The sequence below is a fragment of the Pseudomonas sp. REP124 genome (genome assembly GCF_020164475.1).
GTDB lineage: Bacteria > Pseudomonadota > Gammaproteobacteria > Pseudomonadales > Pseudomonadaceae > Aquipseudomonas.
This window is the reverse complement of the sequence record NZ_JAIQWX010000005.1, coordinates 51234-68285: the sequence shown is the minus strand read 5'-3', so window position 1 is coordinate 68285 and position 17052 is coordinate 51234. Positions and strand designations below refer to the sequence as shown.

The following is a 17052-nucleotide window of genomic DNA, read 5'->3' as shown; positions in this document are numbered from 1 at the left end:
ACGACGACGCGGGTTCCCTGACACCCCGCGATCGCGAGCAAGCTCGCTCCTACATGCTGCCTGTGGCGCGGCAAAAATCCATGTACACCGCAGATCCCTGTGGGAGCGGGCTTGCCCGCGATGGCGTCAGCTCAGCCAGCATCCATGCTGAATGTGCCGACCTCTTCGCGGGCAAGCCCGCTCCCACAGGGATCTGCGGTGTCTAGCCGAATTGTGGCCTACAGGTCCTGGTGCCCCTTCAGGCGTCGCTGCATCGGAAACACCTGCCAGCCGAATCGCTCGCTGATCAATCCCCACACCCCCTGCGGGGCCTTGAGCATCATCACCACCGCGACCACGCCGAGGATGATCATGTACACCGCGCCGTACTGCGCCAGGCAACCGCGCAGCACGAAGTAGATCAGCGTGCCGATCAAGGGCCCTTCCAGGGTGCCGATGCCGCCGATGATCACGATGAAGATCACCACCGCCGTCCAGTCCTGCAGGCTGAACGCTGCGTCCGGCGAAATCCGCAGTTTCTGCAGGAAGATCAGCGCCCCGACGACACCCGTACACCCGGCGGCCAGCACATAGACCATCAACTTGGTGCGGAAGGTATCCACGCCCAGGCTACCCGAGGCTGGCTCCGAATCGCGGATCGACGCCAGCGCCAGCCCCTGCCGCGAGCGCAGAAGGAAGAACACCACCGCCATGGCACCAATGGCAATGGCCAGGGCGGTGAAGTAGATCAGGGTTTCGCGCCCGTCCCGGTCATTGCCGATCTGCCGCACGATCGCCGCCGGCAGACTTTGCCCCGATCCGCCGCCCAGGCTGCTCATCTGCGCCAAACCCAGGCGGAACACCTCCGCCACCACCCAAGTGCCGATCGCGAAATAGGCCCCGCGCAGGCGAAACACCACCAGCGCAGTGGGAATCGCCAGCACCGCCACCAGCACCCCCGAGAGCAAAACCGCGAACAATGGCGGCACCCCGAACTGAGTCGCCAGCATGAACAGCAGATAACCACCCAAACCGACAAAAGCCTGCTGCCCCACCGACACCATGCCGGCGTAACCCGCCAACAGATTCCACATTTGCGCCAGGGCCAGGTAATAGGCGAACTCCACCACCAACCGCAGGCTGGCGCGATCAGCCCACAGCGGTGCACTCGACAACACCAACACACAGAGCCCCAGCAGGGCCAGGCCAATGGTGCTGCTGGTGGTCGAGCGCTGTACGCGATAAACCGGCGCGGGATTGTTCAAGGCATTCATCAGTCGACACTCCGGGGAAACAGGCCACGCGGACGCACGACCAGGATCAGCAGAAACACAAGATGACCGGCGAGGATCTGCCAGCCTGGATCGATCTTCGCCCCCAAGGTTTGCGCGACGCCGAGGATCACCCCGCCCGCCAGCGTGCCCCACAGGCTGCCCAGGCCGCCGATGATCACCGCCTCGAAGCCGTACAACAGCCGCGCAGGCCCAACCGTAGGATCGAAGCTGGTGCGAATCGCCAGGAACACCCCGGCAATCGATACCACCGCCATCGCCAGCGCCATGGCCAGGCCGAAGATGTGCGCGTTGTTCACGCCCATCAGCCGCGCGGTATGCTGGTCATCGGAGGTGGCGCGGAACGCCCGCCCCAGAGAGGTCTTGTAGAACAGCAGTTGCAGGCCGCCGATGATCAGCAAGGCACTGCCGAACACGATCAGCGGCATCACCCCGACGCTCAGGCTGCCGATACCGACGCTGGCCACCTCAAGCTCACCTTGGGACAGCTTCTGGCTGTCGGCGCTGAAAAATTCCAGCAGCACGTTCTGCACGATGATCGACAGACCGAAGGTCACCAGCAGCGGCGGCAGGATGTCGCTACCCAATGTGCGGTTGAGCAACAGCCGTTGCAGCAGGTAACCGAAGACAAACATCAGCGGCACTACCATCAGCAAACTGGCCAGCGGGCTGAACCCCAGATGGTTGACCACCACCAGCGCCAGGTACGACGCCAGCACGATGAAGTCGCCATGGGCGATGTTGACCAGGCGCATGATGCCGAACATCAGCGACAGGCCCACCGCGAACATCGCGTACAGGCCACCGAGCAATACGCCTTGAAGCAAAGTATTGAGCCATTCCATCACTAGATCCCGAAATACGCGGCTTTGATTTGTGCCTTGTCCGCATCCCCTGGCCGCCCGGTCAGGGACACCCGCCCTTCCTGGAAGCAATAGAAACGGTCACTCACACTCAACGCCTGATTGATGTCCTGTTCGACGAGAATCACCGTGGTGCCGTCGGCCTTGATCGAAGGCAGCGCGGCATAGATGTCCTTGATGGTGGTCGGTGCCAGGCCGAGGCTGATTTCGTCGCACAGCAGCAACTGCGGGTTGGCCATCAGCCCGCGCCCGATCGCGACCATCTGCTGCTGCCCGCCGGACAGTGCCGTGCCAGGACGCTTGCGCAGTTTTTCCAGCACCGGGAACAGCTGGTAAATCCGCTTCAGGGTCCAGGGCCCCGGGCGTTTGCTGTAGGCGCCGATCAGCAGGTTTTCCTCGACGCTGAGCGAAGGAAACAGCTTTCGACCCTCGGGCACCAGGGCGATGCCCTGCTCCAGCACCCGGTTGGCCGGCATGTCGCCGATGGCCTGGCCGTTGAAACGAATGGCACCTGGCTGGTTGCTGATCAACCCGGCCAGCGAGCGCAGGAAGGTCGATTTGCCCGCGCCGTTGGAGCCGATGATCGCCACGGTCTCGCCGGCTTCCAGGTTCAGGCTGATGTCGAACAGCGCCTGGAAGTCGCCGTAGCCGGCGCAGAGTTTGTCGATAGACAGAAGACTTGTGGTCATGGCGTCAGCTCCCGATGCCCATGTAGATGTCCTGGACCCTGGGGTCGGACATGACGCTATGGGGTTCGCCTTCGGCCAGCTTGGCGCCGAAGTTGATCACCGTCAGACGACTGACCACCGCCAGCAAGGCGTGCACGATGTGTTCGATCCAGATGATGGCCACGCCCGACTTGTGAATGCCCTGGATGGTCTCCACCAACGCCAGGCATTCCGGTTCCGTCAGGCCGCCGGCGATTTCGTCGAGCAACAGCAGGCGTGGTTGGGTCGACAGCGCCCGGGCCATTTCCAGGCGCTTGCGGTCGAGCAGCGTCAGGGAACCGGCCAGCACGTTGGCCTTGCGCATCAGCCCGGTCAGTTCCAGGGTCTGCGCACACCAATGGCTGGCTTCCTTGTCGCCCAGACGCGCGCCGAAGGTCGCCCCCACCAGCAGGTTCTCGAACACGGTCATTTTCACGAACGGATGCGGGATCTGGTGGGAGCGGCCGATGCCTTGCTGGCAGCGCTTGAACACCGGCTCGCGGGTGACGTCGCGGCCTTCGAAACGAATGCTGCCCTGATCCGCCGCCACGCCACCGGCGATAAGGTTGAACAGCGTGCTTTTACCCGCGCCGTTGGGGCCGATGATGCCCAGGGCTTCCCCCGGTTGCAGGTCCAGGCTCATGGCGTCCGTGACCTTCACCGAGCCGTAGCTCTTGTGCACATCGCTCATTTGCAGAAGTGGTTGTTGCATGGTGCACCTGTGTCCCGTTGCCCGCTCAATAGGTAATCGCCTGCATCTCACCACCCAACGGAATAGCCGGGGCACTGGCATTGCTGGTGATCACCAGGTCGTATTTGTTGTCGCTGCCCAGGCGCCACTGGCCGCTGACCAGTGGCGTCTTGGCGACGTTCTTCACCGGTCCGCCGTTCCAGTTGATCGGCCCGACCACGGTGTTGAGGTTGGTCTTGAGCAAGGCATCGCGTACCGCATGGGCGTTGCCCACCTCTTCGGTGCGCTTGAGGATGTCCACCGCCAGCTCGAACAGCGCATGCACGAAGCCCAAAGGCTGAGTCCATTGCTTGCCGGTGGCCTGGGTGAAGCCCTGGGCGAGCTGGCCGGCGCTGGCACCGGTCAACGACGAACTGAACGGGTGCGTCGGGCTCCACCAGATTTCCGTCGACAGGTTGTTGCCGGCCTTGCCCAGCGCCTCGACCGCCGTGGGGAACAGCAGCGCCTTGCCCACCGACACCGCTTTTGGCTTGAAGCCCTGCTGGCGCGCCTGGGTCCAGAAGGTGCTGAGATCCGGCGGGATCACCACACCGGTGACCACTTCGACCTCGGCCTTTTTGAAGGCGGCAATCTGTGCGGAGAAATCATCGGTCAGGCTCTGGAAGCGACCGGGGTCGACCAGCTGGAAACCCTTCTGCGCCAGCACCGGTGGGAAGCCGAGTTTCTGATCGCCCCAGGCGTTGCCGTCGCCATCGTTGGGGAACAGGCCGCCGACCACCTTGTTGGACGGCATCGCACCCCACATTGAGGTGTAAGCGCCGATCACATCTTCAAGGCCCCAGAAGAAATGGTAAGTCCACTCGAACCCCTGGTCCGGCTTGCCGCCACGAGTGAAGAACCACGGCTGCCACGGCGCGACCGTGGAGATGCACGGGATCTCGTTGATCTCGCACTGGTCGGACACCGGGTTGGTGGTTTCCGGGGTCGAGGACACCAGCATCAGGTCGACCTGGTCCGACAGGATCAGCTCGCTCGCCACCTCCGCCGCGCGGTTGGGGTTGGACTGGCTGTCCTTGACGATCACTTCCAGGCGATAGGCCTTGCCACCGATGTCGATGGAGTTCTTCAGCACCTGCTTGAGGGATTCGATGATGTAGTTGTCTGCCGCGGCAAACGGTGCCAGCGGACCGGTCTGCGGGCTGACGTAGCCGAGCTTGATCACCCGCTCGCCGCCGATGGCGAATTTAAACGGCATGCTCGCCAGCGCCACGCCTCCAGCGGCGACACCGGTGCCACGCAGGAATGCGCGACGGGAGAAATCGCGGCCAAACAGGTTTTTATCGTTGTTGTCGGTCATGTAAATACTCCAAAAGCCTGGACGAACGGGGTCGCCACGCGTGGCCGGGCCAGCACGCAGGGTCAGGGGTAATCGGGGGAAATCGGTTAGAAGAACAGCGTGACGTCGAAGGACGCGACCACCTGCGAGTCCTTCTCGCCGTCGGCGTAGGCATCGCGACCGGGGCCGGAGTGGATGTCGTAACGCAGTTCCGGACGCAGGCGAACGTTGGGTGTCGGGGTCCAGGCCAGGTTGGTGGTGACACCGTAGAAACTGCCCCAAGTCGGATCGGGGATGCCGGTGTTCGGGTCGATGTTGGCCATCATCACGTGCACCGGTGCGTCGGTGTAGAACCACTCGGCGCGGCTATTCCACATCAGGTTTTCGCTGAGCTTGTGGTACCAGTTGAGGTTAGTGCCGTACCAGGTGCCGTCGTTCTTGTTGGCGAAGCCGGCGAAGGCGCCGTCCTTTTGCTTGCCGTAGTTCAATTCCAGGGCCACGCGGTTGTTCGGGTCGAGCACTTGCGACAGGGTCAGGTACGAGGCCAGACGCTTGAAATCGTCTTCCTTGGTGCCTGCCGGAATCGGCGAGCCGCAGCTGCATTCGGCAAAGCTGTCGCCGGCGCCGTTGCCGTAGATGTTTTCCCAGTCGATCCAGGTGTTGAAGTCCGCCGAGCGCCAGCGCACGTTGGCGATCACGTCCGGATCGTGGTTGGGATCCTGCAGATTGTTCCAGCCCTGGACCACGCCCACCTCGAAGCCGAGCATGCTTTCGCCGGGCGCCGAAGGCAGTTTGAACGAGTACAGCGCACCGGCATGCTTGGCCGGGCCGTGCATGAAGGAATAGGTGTGGGAGTAGAAATCGGTGGGGGCCGGGGACGGCAAGGCGAAGCCGATTTCGTTTTCCAGCGGGGTGTGGAAGATCCCGATCATCAGGTCGGAACCCCCGAGCACCGGGAAATAGAAATTGACGTAGGCCTGGGCGATGGTCAGTGCCGGATCTTCAGGCTTGTTGTTGCGATTGGCGCTCAGGTCCTCGTCCCAGCCGTAGGTCTTGAAGTAGCGCGCATCCTTGCCGTACAGCGTGGTGACGTTGAAACCCCAGTCGGCTTCCTGCGGCATCGGCCCCGGGAACGGCCCGACACGCCCGACCACGTTGCTCTTGGGTTTCTTCTCCACGGCCAGAGCGAACTGATTGAGGTTCACGCCTTCGTCGGTGTTGAAAAAGCTCTGTTTGCTGACGTCATCCGTGCCGTTGTTGTTATAGATCACACCCGCCTGGGCCCAGCCGTAGATCTTGATGCCATGATCGCGCTCGAGACTGTCGCCGAACACATTGCGCACCAGCGACCCCATGGGATCGTCGGCGGCACCAGCCATCGAGGGAAACAAAACACCGGCACCCAGAACGGGGGCGAACAGGGTCGCTGCGCACACCCATGCACGAATATTCATATCTGCCTTCCTTATTTTTATTAGGCCGCCGAACACCATCCGATCGTTGGCAGATCGTGGTATTCGACGTGATGAAGGCTACAAGCGAGCCCCTACCCCAACAATTCCAATCTCGGCGACTTCAGTGTTCGCGGAATCAGAACAATGGAGATGCGAATCCATTTTTTGTAGGAGCGAGGCTTGCCCGCGAAGACGGTGGTTCAGGTAGTGAGAATATTGGAGATGCTGGCCTCTTCGCGGGCAAGCCTCGCTCCTACATGGGATCCGTGGTGAACACAGTGTTTGTGTTCACCGCAGATCAAAAACTGTGGGAGCGAGCCTGCTCGCGATGGCGGAGGGTCAGGCAATGAAGATGTTGAAGCTGCCGGCCCCTTCGCGAGCAAGCCCGCTCCCACAGGGGATCTGCTATGGACGCGGGATTTCGGATCGTTCCCACGCAGAGCGTGGGAACGATCAAACGCGTGGGGTGTGGTCAGGCTTTTGTGGTCAGCGGATACAACAACTCATCAAACTGTGACAACTTCGGAAAAACCAACGGCTGATCATCACTCAGATGCTGCAACCGCAGCGCGTAATCCTTGAGAAACTCCTGACGCGCCTCATCGCTGATATACGGCACATGCCAGGCCACGAACGGCTCCAGCACATCGAACCCGACATAGGCCAACGTCCCGCGCAGGATCGGGCGCAGCATGTCTTGCAGGGGGCCATGGATCGCGTCTTCGCCGAACATGTGCTCGCGCCCTCCCAAGGTCACGGTCACCAGCGCCTTCTTGCCCGCCAGCCCGCCCTGATCATAGAAGCGTTTGCCGCCGTAGCAGATGCCCGACACCAGCACGCGGTCGATCCAGCCCTTGAGCATGGCAGGCGCCGAGAACCAGAAGATCGGGAAGTTGAGGATCACAAGGTCGGCCCAGAGCAGCTTGTCCAGTTCGCCCTGGATGTCCGCCGCCAGTGATTGTTTTTTCACGCCAAGACGTTGTTCCAGCGCGTACACCAGATACTCGGGGTTTTCCCGGGAGGAGAAGTCGGCGTCGCTGGCCACCGGGTTCCAGTTCATTTTGTACAGGTCGCTGACCTGCACTTCGTGGCCCTGGGCTTCGAGGGTGGTCACGGCCTGGTCGCGCAGGGCCGCGGTGAAGGATTTTGGCTCGGGATGAGCGTGGACGATCAGTACTTTCATGGTGATTCCTTAGACTTTTTCCAGCGTAGGGTTTGTATTCGTTGCGCGGCTGGCCAGCAGTTGGTCGAGCCAGTCCGGGTCCATCTGCGGTTCGGAGGAGAACAGCAGCCCGGTGTAATCCTGATGCGGCGGGGTGAAGATGGCGCTGCGCGAGCCGTGGTCCACCACCCTGCCCTTTTGCATCACCAGTACCTCATCGGCAATCGCCCGCACAGTGGCGACGTCGTGGGTGATGAACAGGTAGGCCACGCCCAGTTGCTGCTGGATGCGGTTGAGCAGTTTCAATACGCCTTCGGCTACCAGTTGATCAAGGGCCGAGGTCACTTCGTCGCAGATGATCAGTTGCGGATCGGCCGCCAGTGCCCGGGCGATGCAGACCCGTTGTTTCTGCCCGCCGGACAATTCTCGGGGCTGACGATCCATGTACTTCGCCGGGTCCAGTTCAATCATCTCCAGCAATTCGGCCACTCGCGCACGCATCGCCTTGCCCTTGAGGCCCAGGTAGAAGGTCAGCGGCCGGCCGATGATATCGACGATGCGCTGGCGTGGATTGAGGGCCGTGTCGGGGATCTGGTAGATCATCTGGATGCGCCGCAATTGCTCCTTGCTGCGCTGACGAAAATCCGCCGGCAGCGGCTGACCGTCGTACAGCACCTGGCCGTAGGTCGGCGGCAGCAGCCCGGTGATCAGCCTCGCCGTGGAGCTCTTGCCGCTGCCGGACTCGCCGATCACCGCCAGGGTCTGGCCGCGATAGAGTTTTAGCGAGACATCGTGCAGCACCGGTTGATTGCCGTAGCTGGCGCAGCTTTGGCGCAGTTCCAGCAGTGGCTTTTCCTGCTGCGGGCACGGCTTGGGTTCGGTGTGGAAACTGCGCACTGCCCACAGCGACTTGGTGTAGTCCTCCTGCGGATCGCCGAGCATCTTGCGGGTCTCGGCTTCTTCCACCAGTTTGCCGTGGCGCAGGACCATGATGCGATCGGCCATCTGCGCCACCACCGCCAGGTCGTGGCTGATGTAGATCGCGGCGCTGCCGTAGGTCGCCACGGCATCGCGGATCGCCGCCAGCACTTCGATCTGGGTGGTGACGTCTAGCGCGGTGGTCGGTTCGTCGAAGATGATCAGGTCCGGATGACAGGCCATGGCCATGGCGGTCATCACCCGCTGCAACTGCCCGCCGGAGACCTGGTGCGGATACCGCTGACCGATCTTCTCGGGATTGGGCAGGCGCAACACCCGATAAAGCTCCACCGCCTCCGCCATCGCCTGCTCGCGGCTTATGCCGCCATTCTTCACCGCGGTTTCCACGTGCTGGTCGATCAACCGGTGAGCCGGGTTGAACGACGCCGCGGCACTTTGCGCGACGTAGGCGATGCGCAAGCCACGCAGTTGGCGCAGGGCTTCGGGTTTGGCGTTGAGCAAGTCGATGCCATCGAAATGCACCGAGCCGTCGGTGATGCGGCAACCGTCGCGGGTGTAGCCCATGGCCGACAGGCCTAGGGTCGACTTGCCCGCCCCGGACTCGCCGATCAGCCCCAGCACCTCGCCGCGCTGCAGGGTCAGGTCGATACCCTTGATCAGCGGATGCCAGGCATCCTCGTAGTGACCTTCGATGTGCAGGTTGCGGATTTCCAGTAAAGGTTTGGTCGTCATGTTCAGCACTCCTTGAGGCCGCTGGATTTGTGCAGCATCCAGTCGACGACGAAATTGACGCTCACGGTGATCAAGGCCACGGCCAGGGCCGGCAGCAGCGGGCTGATGTCGCCGAAGGTAATCAGCACGGCGTTGTCGCGCACCATGCTGCCCCAGTCGGCGGTCGGCGGTTGAATGCCCAGGCCAAGGAACGACAGCGCACTGATGAACAGGAACACGAAGCAGAAACGCAGGCCGAACTCGGCAATCAGCGGCGCCGCGGCGTTGGGCAATACCTCACGGGTGACCAGCCACCACAGGCCTTCACCGCGCAGGCGCGCGGCTTCGACGAAGTCCTGTACGACCACTGTCATCGCCACCGCCCTTGAAAGGCGGAACACCCGGGTCGCATCCAGCAGCGCGATCACCAGCACCAGGGACACGGCATTGGTGCCGACCACGCTGAGGATCAGCAAGGCGAAGATCAGTTGCGGAATCGCCATCAGGATGTCCACCACCCGCGACAGGCCCTGGTCGATCGCACCGCCCTTGATGGCCGCGACCAGCCCGCTCAGACCACCGAGCAGGAACGCCAGCAGCGTGGTCAGGAAGGCAATGCCCAAGGTGTTACGCGCGCCGTAGACCAGACGGCTGAACATGTCGCGCCCCAGGTTATCGGTGCCCAGCAGGAACTGCCCGCCCCACGGCGCGAAGCCCTCGCCCACCACCTGGGTTTCACCGAATGGCGCCAGCACCGGCGCGAACACGGCCACCAGGATGTACAGCAGGATCACCAGCAGCCCGAATTTGGCGCTCAGCGGCGCCCGCAATAGTTGTTTGAACAGGCTCATGGCTTACCCCTTCGGATGCATCAGGCGCGGGTTGCTGGCAATCGACAGCACGTCGGCACTGGTATTGAGCAGGATGTAGGTCGCGGCGAAGATCAGGCTGCAGGCCTGCACCACCGGGATGTCGCGCTTGGCCACCGAGTCCACCAGCAACTGGCCCAGGCCGGGATAGACGAACACCACTTCGACCACCACCACGCCGACCACCAGGTACGCCAGGTTCAGCGCCACCACGTTGACGATGGGCGCCAGGGCGTTGGGCAAGGCGTGGCGGAAGATGATCCGTGACTGGCTGATGCCCTTGAGCCGGGCCATTTCGATGTAAGGGCTGGCCAGCAGGTTGATCAGGGAGGCGCGGGTCATGCGCATCATCTGGGCGATCACCACCAGGCTCAGGGTGGCGACCGGCAGCACCGAGCGTTGCAGCACTTCACCCAGCGATGCATCAGGCGACAGGTTGGAAATGCTCGGGAACCAGTTGAGTTTCACGGCGAACACCAGGATCAGGATGTAGGCGACGAAGAACTCGGGGAACGACACCGCGCTCAGGGCCGAGGTGTTGAGCAAGCGGTCGAACCAGCTGTTGCGATACAGCGCCGCGAGCATCCCCAGCAACAGGGCCAGAGGCACCGAGATCAGCGCGGCGAGCAACGCCAGGCTGAAGGTGTTGCCCAATCGCGTGCCGACCAGATCGGCGATGGGCCGCTGGTTGGCCAGCGACATACCGAGGTCACCGTGCAGCAGTTGCCAGATCCAGTGGCCGAAGCGGGTCAGCGGCGGCAGGTCCAGCCCCAGTTGCGCCCGGTAGGCCGCCACGGTTTCCGGGGTGGCGGACTGGCCGAGCATGGCCTGGGCGATATCACCCGGGAGCATGCCGACCGCGAGAAAAATGATCACTGACACCGCGAAAAGCGATAACAGCCCCAATGCCAGACGTTGAAGTAGCAGCTTGAAAATACTGTTCACTGCGTAGTTCCTTAAATGGGCACACCTTTGAAGACTGCAATTCCCTACTGTGGGAGCGGGCTTGCTCGCGAATAGGCACTGTCAGTTGACGAAGATGGCGACTGACACACCGCTTTCGCGAGCAAGCCCGCTCCCACAGGGATCTTCATTGCTTCGGCAATTGGCTTACGCCTGCCACCAACGCTCGATCACCCGCAACCCATCCAGTTCGCCATACGGCGCGGTCTGGCCGCCGTGGGCGACGCGGTTGGAGCGTGCGGCCACGGAGCTGGCGAACAGCGGCACGATCGCGCCGCCATCGTCCCGGCACAGGGCCTGCATTTCGTTGTACATCTCGCGGCGCAGCGGGTCGTTCATTTCGCCGCGAGCAGCATTGAGCAGCTGGTTGAAGCGCGGGTTATCCCAGTGGGTTTCGTTCCAGGCCGCGCCCTTGGCGTAGCCGATGCTGAACATGCGGTCGGCGGTCAGGCTGCTGTACCAGAACGAGGTGGTGAACGGCTGCTTCATCCAGACGTTGGAGAAGAATCCGTCGGCCGGTTCGCGCACCACCTCAATGTCGATCCCGGCGGCGCGGGCCTGCTCCTTGAACAGCACCGAGGCGTCCACCGCGCCGGTGTACGCCGCATCGGACGCCTGCAGGCGAACCTTCAGGGAATCGAGGCCCGCCTGTTTCAGGTAGAAACGCGACTTGTCCGGATCGTAGGTGCGCTGCTCCAGCGCCGTGTTGATGAAGCGGCTGCCTGGCTGGATCGGATGGTCGTTGCCCACCAGGCCATAACCGTGCAGCACCGAGGCCAGCAGGGTTTCGCGGTTGATCGCGTGCTTCATCGCCAGGCGCACGTCGTTGTTGGCGAACACCTGGCTGTCGGTGAGCATCGGGAAGGTGTAGTGCTGGGCGCCCTTGGTCTCTTCGATGACCATATTGGGGTTGCGCTTGAGCAGGGCCACGGTTTTCAGGTCGACCTTGTTGATCACATCCACCTGGCCGGTCACCAGCGCATTGATTCGTGCCGCGCCGTCGGCAATCGCGATCAGCTCGGCGCTGGCGAAGTGCGCGCGACCGGCTTTCCAGTAATCCGGACTGCGTTCCAGGGTCATGCGCACACCCGGCTCGAAGTCCTTGAGGCGATAGCCGCCGGTCCCTACGCCAGCCTGCCAATCCGCAGCCCCGTGTTTGCTCGGCATGATCACCAGATGGTAATCGGCGACCACGTAGGTGAAATCAGCGTTGCCCGAGTGCAGTTCGAACACCACGCTGTCGCTGCCATTGGCGCTGACCTTGGCCACATCGCCCAGTACGGTTTTCGCCGCCGAGCTGGACTTGTCACCCAGGTGATGCTGGATCGAGGCGACCACATCATCGGCGGTCAGGGTTTTGCCGTTATGGAAGGTCACGCCCTGGCGCAGTTTGAAGGTCCAGATGCGCGCGTCAGGCGTCGAGGTCCAGCTCTCGGCCAGTTCAGGGATCGCCGTGCCGTCGACGGCAATTTCGGTGAGGGTGTTGTAGACCGCCGAGAAGCCGACGAAGGTAAAAGTATCGACCCAGGAACCCGGGTCCTTGGAATCTGTGGTACTCGCCCCCGCGAGACCCAGGCGAAGCACGCCACCGGCTTTGGGCGTTGCCTCTTGTGCGATGGCGCCAAACGGCAGGCCCATGGAAAACGCCCCGGCCACCGCCGCCGCTGCTGCGCTGTACTTGAGGAAATCCCGACGCGGGAAGCCCAGTTCGTGGTTCGCTTGAGTAATCTTGTTTTTGTTATCGCTCATTGCCTTGCCCCTGATAGATCGCTAATGGAATTCCAGTTCTGCAGCTTTATCAAAACCACGCAAAGCACCGGGCCTGGGCCCGGTGCGGTCTAACCTTGAATCGCCAAACGTCACACCTGAATCGCCTTCACTTCGACGAATTCGTTGAGTCCCTCTTCCCCCCACTCCCGACCATTGCCGGACTGCTTGTAGCCGCCGAACGGCGCCTGATAGTTGAACGCCGCACCATTGAGGAAGCACTGACCGGCCCGCAACTGACGACCCAATTGCAAGGCACGCTCGGTGCTGCCGGCCCAGACGCCGCTGGACAGGCCGAACGGCGAGTCGTTGGCGATCTCGATGGCCTGCGCCTCATCCTCATAAGGGATCAGGCACAGCACCGGGCCGAAGATTTCTTCCTGGGCGATGCGCATGCTGTTGTTGACGTCGGCGAACAGCGTCGGGCTGACGTAGTAGCCTCGTTCGAAGTCAGCCGTCGACTCGCCGCCGCACAGCAGGCGTGCGCCCTCTTCCTGACCGATCCGGATGTAGTCGAGCACGGTGCGACGCTGCCCCTCGGAGCACATCGGGCCGAGGAAGCTCTGCGGGTCCAGCGGATCGCCCATTTTCAGGCTCAGGGTTTCTTCCAGCGCGATCTCCACCGCCTCGGCGTAACGGCTGGCTGGCAGCAGCATGCGGGTCAGCGCGGTGCAGGTCTGCCCGGAATTGATCATCACGTCCTGCACGCCATAGCGCACGGCGGCGTCCAGATCGGCGTCCTCGGCAATCAGCAGCGCCGACTTGCCGCCCAGTTCCAGGCACACGCGCTTGACCGAAGGCGCCGCGGCCTGGGAGACCCGCACCCCGGCGCCAGTGGAGCCGGTGAACGACACCATGTCCACGTCCGGGTGTTTGGCCAGGGCTTCGCCGACTTTCGAACCCGGTCCGCTGACCAGGTTGAACACACCGGCAGGCAGGCCAATGTCTTCGATCATCTGTGCCAGCAGGAACGCGTGCAACGGTGTGTCCTGGCTCGGCTTGACCACCACCGTGCAACCGGCCGCCAGCGCCGGGGCGAGCTTGCCGATCAACTGGTGCAGCGGGTAGTTCCACGGGTTGATGAACGCGCAGACGCCCACCGCTTCGCGAATCACCAGTGAGTTGCCGACTTCACGCACTTCGTCCATCACGGCGGCGAGTTCGACATATTGCTCAAGACCAATGATCGGCCCGTCGACCTGCACCGAACGTGACCACTGCACCGGCATGCCCAGCTCGGTGGTGATCACCGCGGCCATTTCATCGGCACGGGCTTTCAGTTGTTGGGCCAGGGCGCGGATGTACCCGGCACGCACGCTGGACGGAGTACGCGACCATGAGGCGAAGGCCTTGCGCGCTGCGGCCACGGCGTTGTCGACATCATGTTCATCGCCCAGCGGTACGCTGCCGGCCACTTCCTCGGTGGCCGGGTTGATGACCTGGGCGATACCTTTGCCCGACGGGGTTTGCCAGCGACCATCGATATACAGAGCGGTGTAATCAAGCATCTACCTCAACCTCCATCAATTCTTCAGCACAACGGGCGATGCGCTGGCAGGCGTCAAGCAGTGACGCAGCGCCAACGACCAACCCGAGACGGATATGACCGGCCGCGCTCGGCCCGAAGGCTTCACCGGCCAACACGGAAACGCCGTGGCGATCGAGCAAACGGTCGGCGAACGCCTGGGCACTGAGCCCGGTTTCGCGGATATCGACCATCACGAACATGCCGCCATCGGGTTTCAGCGCGCGGATCCCCGGGCAATCGGCCAGGCTTTCGCAGACCAGATCGCGGCGCTGGCGATAGGCTTCGCGCATGGCGTCCAGCTCCGGCAGATTGCTTTCCAAGGCGACCACGGCAGCGTCCTGAACAAAGTCGGGCGAGCCATAGAGCATGCACAGCGCCAGGTTTTCCAGGTGTGCGGCCAATGAAGGCGGCGCCACCACCCAGCCGACGCGCCAGCCGGTCATGGCGTGGGATTTCGACAGGCTGTTGAGGGTCGCGGTGCGCTCGGCCATGCCCGGCAGGCTCGCCGGGCTGACGTGCTCGCCTTCGAACAGCAGTTCGCTGTAGACCTCATCGGAAATCAGCCACAAATCATGTGCGATGCACAGTTCGGCCAGCGCCTGCCAGGTGCTGCGCGGCAGGCTCGCGCCGGACGGGTTGTGCGGGCTGTTCAGGGCCAAAGCGCGGGTACGCGGGGTGATGCGCGCGGCGACGTCCTCGGGCATTACCCGAAAGCCGTTTTCCGAACGCACCGGCACCGGCACTACGACGGCACCGCAGGCGCCGAAAACGGCTTCGTAGGTGACGTACATCGGCTCGGCGACGATCACTTCATCGCCAGGATTCAAGACGCACTGGGCGACGCTGAACAGTGCGCATTGCGCGCCGGCCAGCACGGTCACCTCATCCGTCGAAACCATTTGGCCGCTGCGCTGGCGATGACGCTTGGCAATGGCCTCGCGCAAGGCACGCTTGCCGCGCACCTCGGCGTAGTGGGTGTTGCCGGACAACAGGCTGTCGATGGCGCCCTGCACGATCGGCTGCGGGGTGTCGAAATCCGGGTCGCCCACGGACAGCAACAGGATGTCCTCGCCCTGCTCGCGCTTGGCCAGCGCGCGGTAGTGAATATCCCAGGCCGCGGCGCCGTCACCGGCGATACGCTGGGTCAGATCGGAAAAACGCATGGTCTTCTCCCCTTCACTGCGCGCAGGCGTGCTTGAGTTCGATCAGGGTGACACCGTTGCGCTTGAAGCCGTTGCGCAGGTCGGTTTGCAGTTCGGCCAGGCTTTGCGGTTGGGTCACGGTGCACCCGAAGGCGCGGGCCAGGCCGCCGAAGTCGGGGTTGCGCGGCAGCACGCCGATGGGTTCGATGTCCAGGCCGAGCATGTCGTCGCGGATCTGCCCCAGGGCATCGTTGTTCCACAGCAGCACCACCAGCGGGCTGTCCAGTTCTTCGACGGCGGTCGCCAGTTCCTGCGCGGTATAGAGGAAACCGCCGTCCCCCACCAGCACCAGGCCCGGACGCTGCGGCGCGCCGAACTTGGCGCCGATGCCCGCAGGCAGGCCGTATCCCAAGGTGCCGTAGCCGGTCGGGTGCAACCAGCTGCGTGGCGCCAGCGAGTCGAAGGCGTAGTTGCCGGTGTAGGCCAGTTGGGTCATGTCGGTGCTGATGAAGGCATCGGCCGGCAGTTCGGCGGCGATGCGCGAAAGGATCGCCTGATGAATCGACTGCAACGGACCGTGACCGCTCTTCACCGCTTCACGCAGTGCCGCAACCTTGGCGATCGCCGCGCCCGCGTCGCGCACTTCTGGCGACAGGCGCTCCAGTAATGCAGCCAGGGTCTGTTGCGCATCGCCTTGCAGGGCCACGGCGCAGGGATAGAAGTCGTTGAACTTGCGCGAGTCGATGTCCACCCGCAGGACTTCGCCATTGACCGGCAGGCGCTCGCGCCAGAAATCGGTGTCGGCCATCTCGGTACCGACTGCCAGCACCACATCGGCTTCGGCGATCAGGTTCCAGCCGGGCTCCACGCACAGGGACGAACCGGCGTTCAGCGGCGCGTCCGGTGGCAGCAGGCCCTTGCCGGCGACGCTGGTGAACAGCGGCGCGGCCAGACGAGTGCTGAGTTCCTGCAATTGCGCGGTGGCATTCAGGGCGCCGCCGCCAGCGATGATCATCGGGCGTTTGGCAGCGTGCAGCTTGGCAACGGCTTCGTCCAAAACAGACGCCGCTGGCGCGCCGCGACCGGGACGACGCACCACTTCGTTGCTCCAGTCGCGGGCTACCGGTGCCGCCAATACGTCCAGCGGCACGGAAATGTGCACCGGACGCGGACGCTCGCTGTCGAACACCGCATAGGCACGGGCAACCAGCTCAGGCAGATCTTCAGCGGTCAGGGCCACTGCCGAGAACGCGGTGATCGGCGCGGTCATCGCGCGCTGGTCCTGGCATTCGTGCAGGATTCCCCAGCCCTTGCCCAGGCTGGCGGTGTGGTTGACGCTGGAAATCACCAGCATCGGAATCGAGTCGGCGTAGGCCTGGCCAATCCCGGTGGCGGCGTTGGTCACGCCGGGGCCGGTGATGACGAAGCACACGCCGGGCTTGCCGCTGACTCGGGCATAGCCGTCGGCCATGAAACTGGCGCCCTGCTCGTGGCGGGTCAGCACGTGGCGAATGCCGCTGCCGGGCAGGCCGCGATACAGCTCCAGGGTGTGCACGCCGGGAATGCCGAACACGGTGTCGACGCCGTAGTTGGCCAGCAGACGCACCAGCGCCTGGCCACCGGTCAAGGTTTTGCTTTGCATGTTCAGA

The 17052-nt window shown here is 63.2% G+C and carries 14 protein-coding genes; all 14 read right to left on the bottom strand.

The features are described 5' to 3' along the window. Positions 1–218: 218 nt before the first annotated feature. Entirely contained in the window at positions 219–1253 is a 1035-nt protein-coding gene (locus tag K9857_RS02580; RefSeq protein ID WP_224533347.1) for a branched-chain amino acid ABC transporter permease, read from the bottom strand. Beyond that, complete coding sequence (locus tag K9857_RS02575) at positions 1253–2116, bottom strand: branched-chain amino acid ABC transporter permease (protein WP_175378754.1); 864 nt, start codon at positions 2114–2116, stop codon at positions 1253–1255. The genes K9857_RS02580 and K9857_RS02575 overlap by 1 nt, the downstream gene beginning before the upstream one ends. Positions 2117–2118: 2 nt before the next feature. After that, positions 2119–2823 carry an ABC transporter ATP-binding protein gene (locus tag K9857_RS02570; protein WP_224533346.1) on the bottom strand — a complete coding sequence of 235 codons (705 nt, stop codon included), beginning with the start codon at positions 2821–2823 and terminating at the stop codon, positions 2119–2121. 4 nt (positions 2824–2827) lie between these two features. Beyond that, positions 2828–3553: an ABC transporter ATP-binding protein gene (locus K9857_RS02565; RefSeq protein WP_224533345.1), complete on the bottom strand. Its 726-nt coding sequence runs from the start codon at positions 3551–3553 to the stop codon at positions 2828–2830. 25 nt (positions 3554–3578) lie between these two features. After that, positions 3579–4889 carry an ABC transporter substrate-binding protein gene (locus K9857_RS02560; RefSeq protein WP_224533344.1) on the bottom strand — a complete coding sequence of 437 codons (1311 nt, stop codon included), beginning with the start codon at positions 4887–4889 and terminating at the stop codon, positions 3579–3581. Between the two features lie 86 nt (positions 4890–4975). Further along, positions 4976–6322, bottom strand: a complete 1347-nt coding sequence (locus tag K9857_RS02555; RefSeq protein WP_224533343.1) for an outer membrane beta-barrel protein — start codon at positions 6320–6322, stop codon at positions 4976–4978. A 472-nt stretch (positions 6323–6794) separates the two neighbouring features. Beyond that, positions 6795–7505 (bottom strand): NAD(P)H-dependent oxidoreductase, encoded by a 711-nt coding sequence (locus K9857_RS02550; protein ID WP_224533342.1) that lies wholly within the window; start codon positions 7503–7505, stop codon positions 6795–6797. A 9-nt stretch (positions 7506–7514) separates the two neighbouring features. Continuing rightward, positions 7515–9155, bottom strand: coding sequence for an ABC transporter ATP-binding protein (locus K9857_RS02545; RefSeq protein WP_224533341.1), 1641 nt, complete (start codon positions 9153–9155; stop codon positions 7515–7517). 2 nt (positions 9156–9157) lie between these two features. After that, positions 9158–9985, bottom strand: coding sequence for an ABC transporter permease (locus K9857_RS02540; RefSeq protein ID WP_224533340.1), 828 nt, complete (start codon positions 9983–9985; stop codon positions 9158–9160). 3 nt (positions 9986–9988) lie between these two features. Continuing rightward, on the bottom strand, positions 9989–10948 hold the full coding sequence (locus K9857_RS02535) for an ABC transporter permease (protein ID WP_224533339.1): 960 nt from the start codon (positions 10946–10948) through the stop codon (positions 9989–9991). Between the two features lie 165 nt (positions 10949–11113). Further along, entirely contained in the window at positions 11114–12715 is a 1602-nt protein-coding gene (locus K9857_RS02530; protein ID WP_224533338.1) for an ABC transporter substrate-binding protein, read from the bottom strand. Between the two features lie 110 nt (positions 12716–12825). Next, positions 12826–14241: an aldehyde dehydrogenase family protein gene (locus tag K9857_RS02525; RefSeq protein WP_224533337.1), complete on the bottom strand. Its 1416-nt coding sequence runs from the start codon at positions 14239–14241 to the stop codon at positions 12826–12828. After that, positions 14234–15424 carry a pyridoxal phosphate-dependent aminotransferase gene (locus K9857_RS02520; protein WP_224533336.1) on the bottom strand — a complete coding sequence of 397 codons (1191 nt, stop codon included), beginning with the start codon at positions 15422–15424 and terminating at the stop codon, positions 14234–14236. Before K9857_RS02520 ends, K9857_RS02525 begins: the two co-directional genes overlap by 8 nt. A 13-nt stretch (positions 15425–15437) precedes the next feature. After that, the gene (locus K9857_RS02515; protein WP_224533335.1) at positions 15438–17045 is read right to left on the bottom strand and encodes a 5-guanidino-2-oxopentanoate decarboxylase; all 1608 of its coding nucleotides are present in this window, start codon (positions 17043–17045) and stop codon (positions 15438–15440) included. Between the last annotated feature and the right edge of the window lie 7 nt (positions 17046–17052).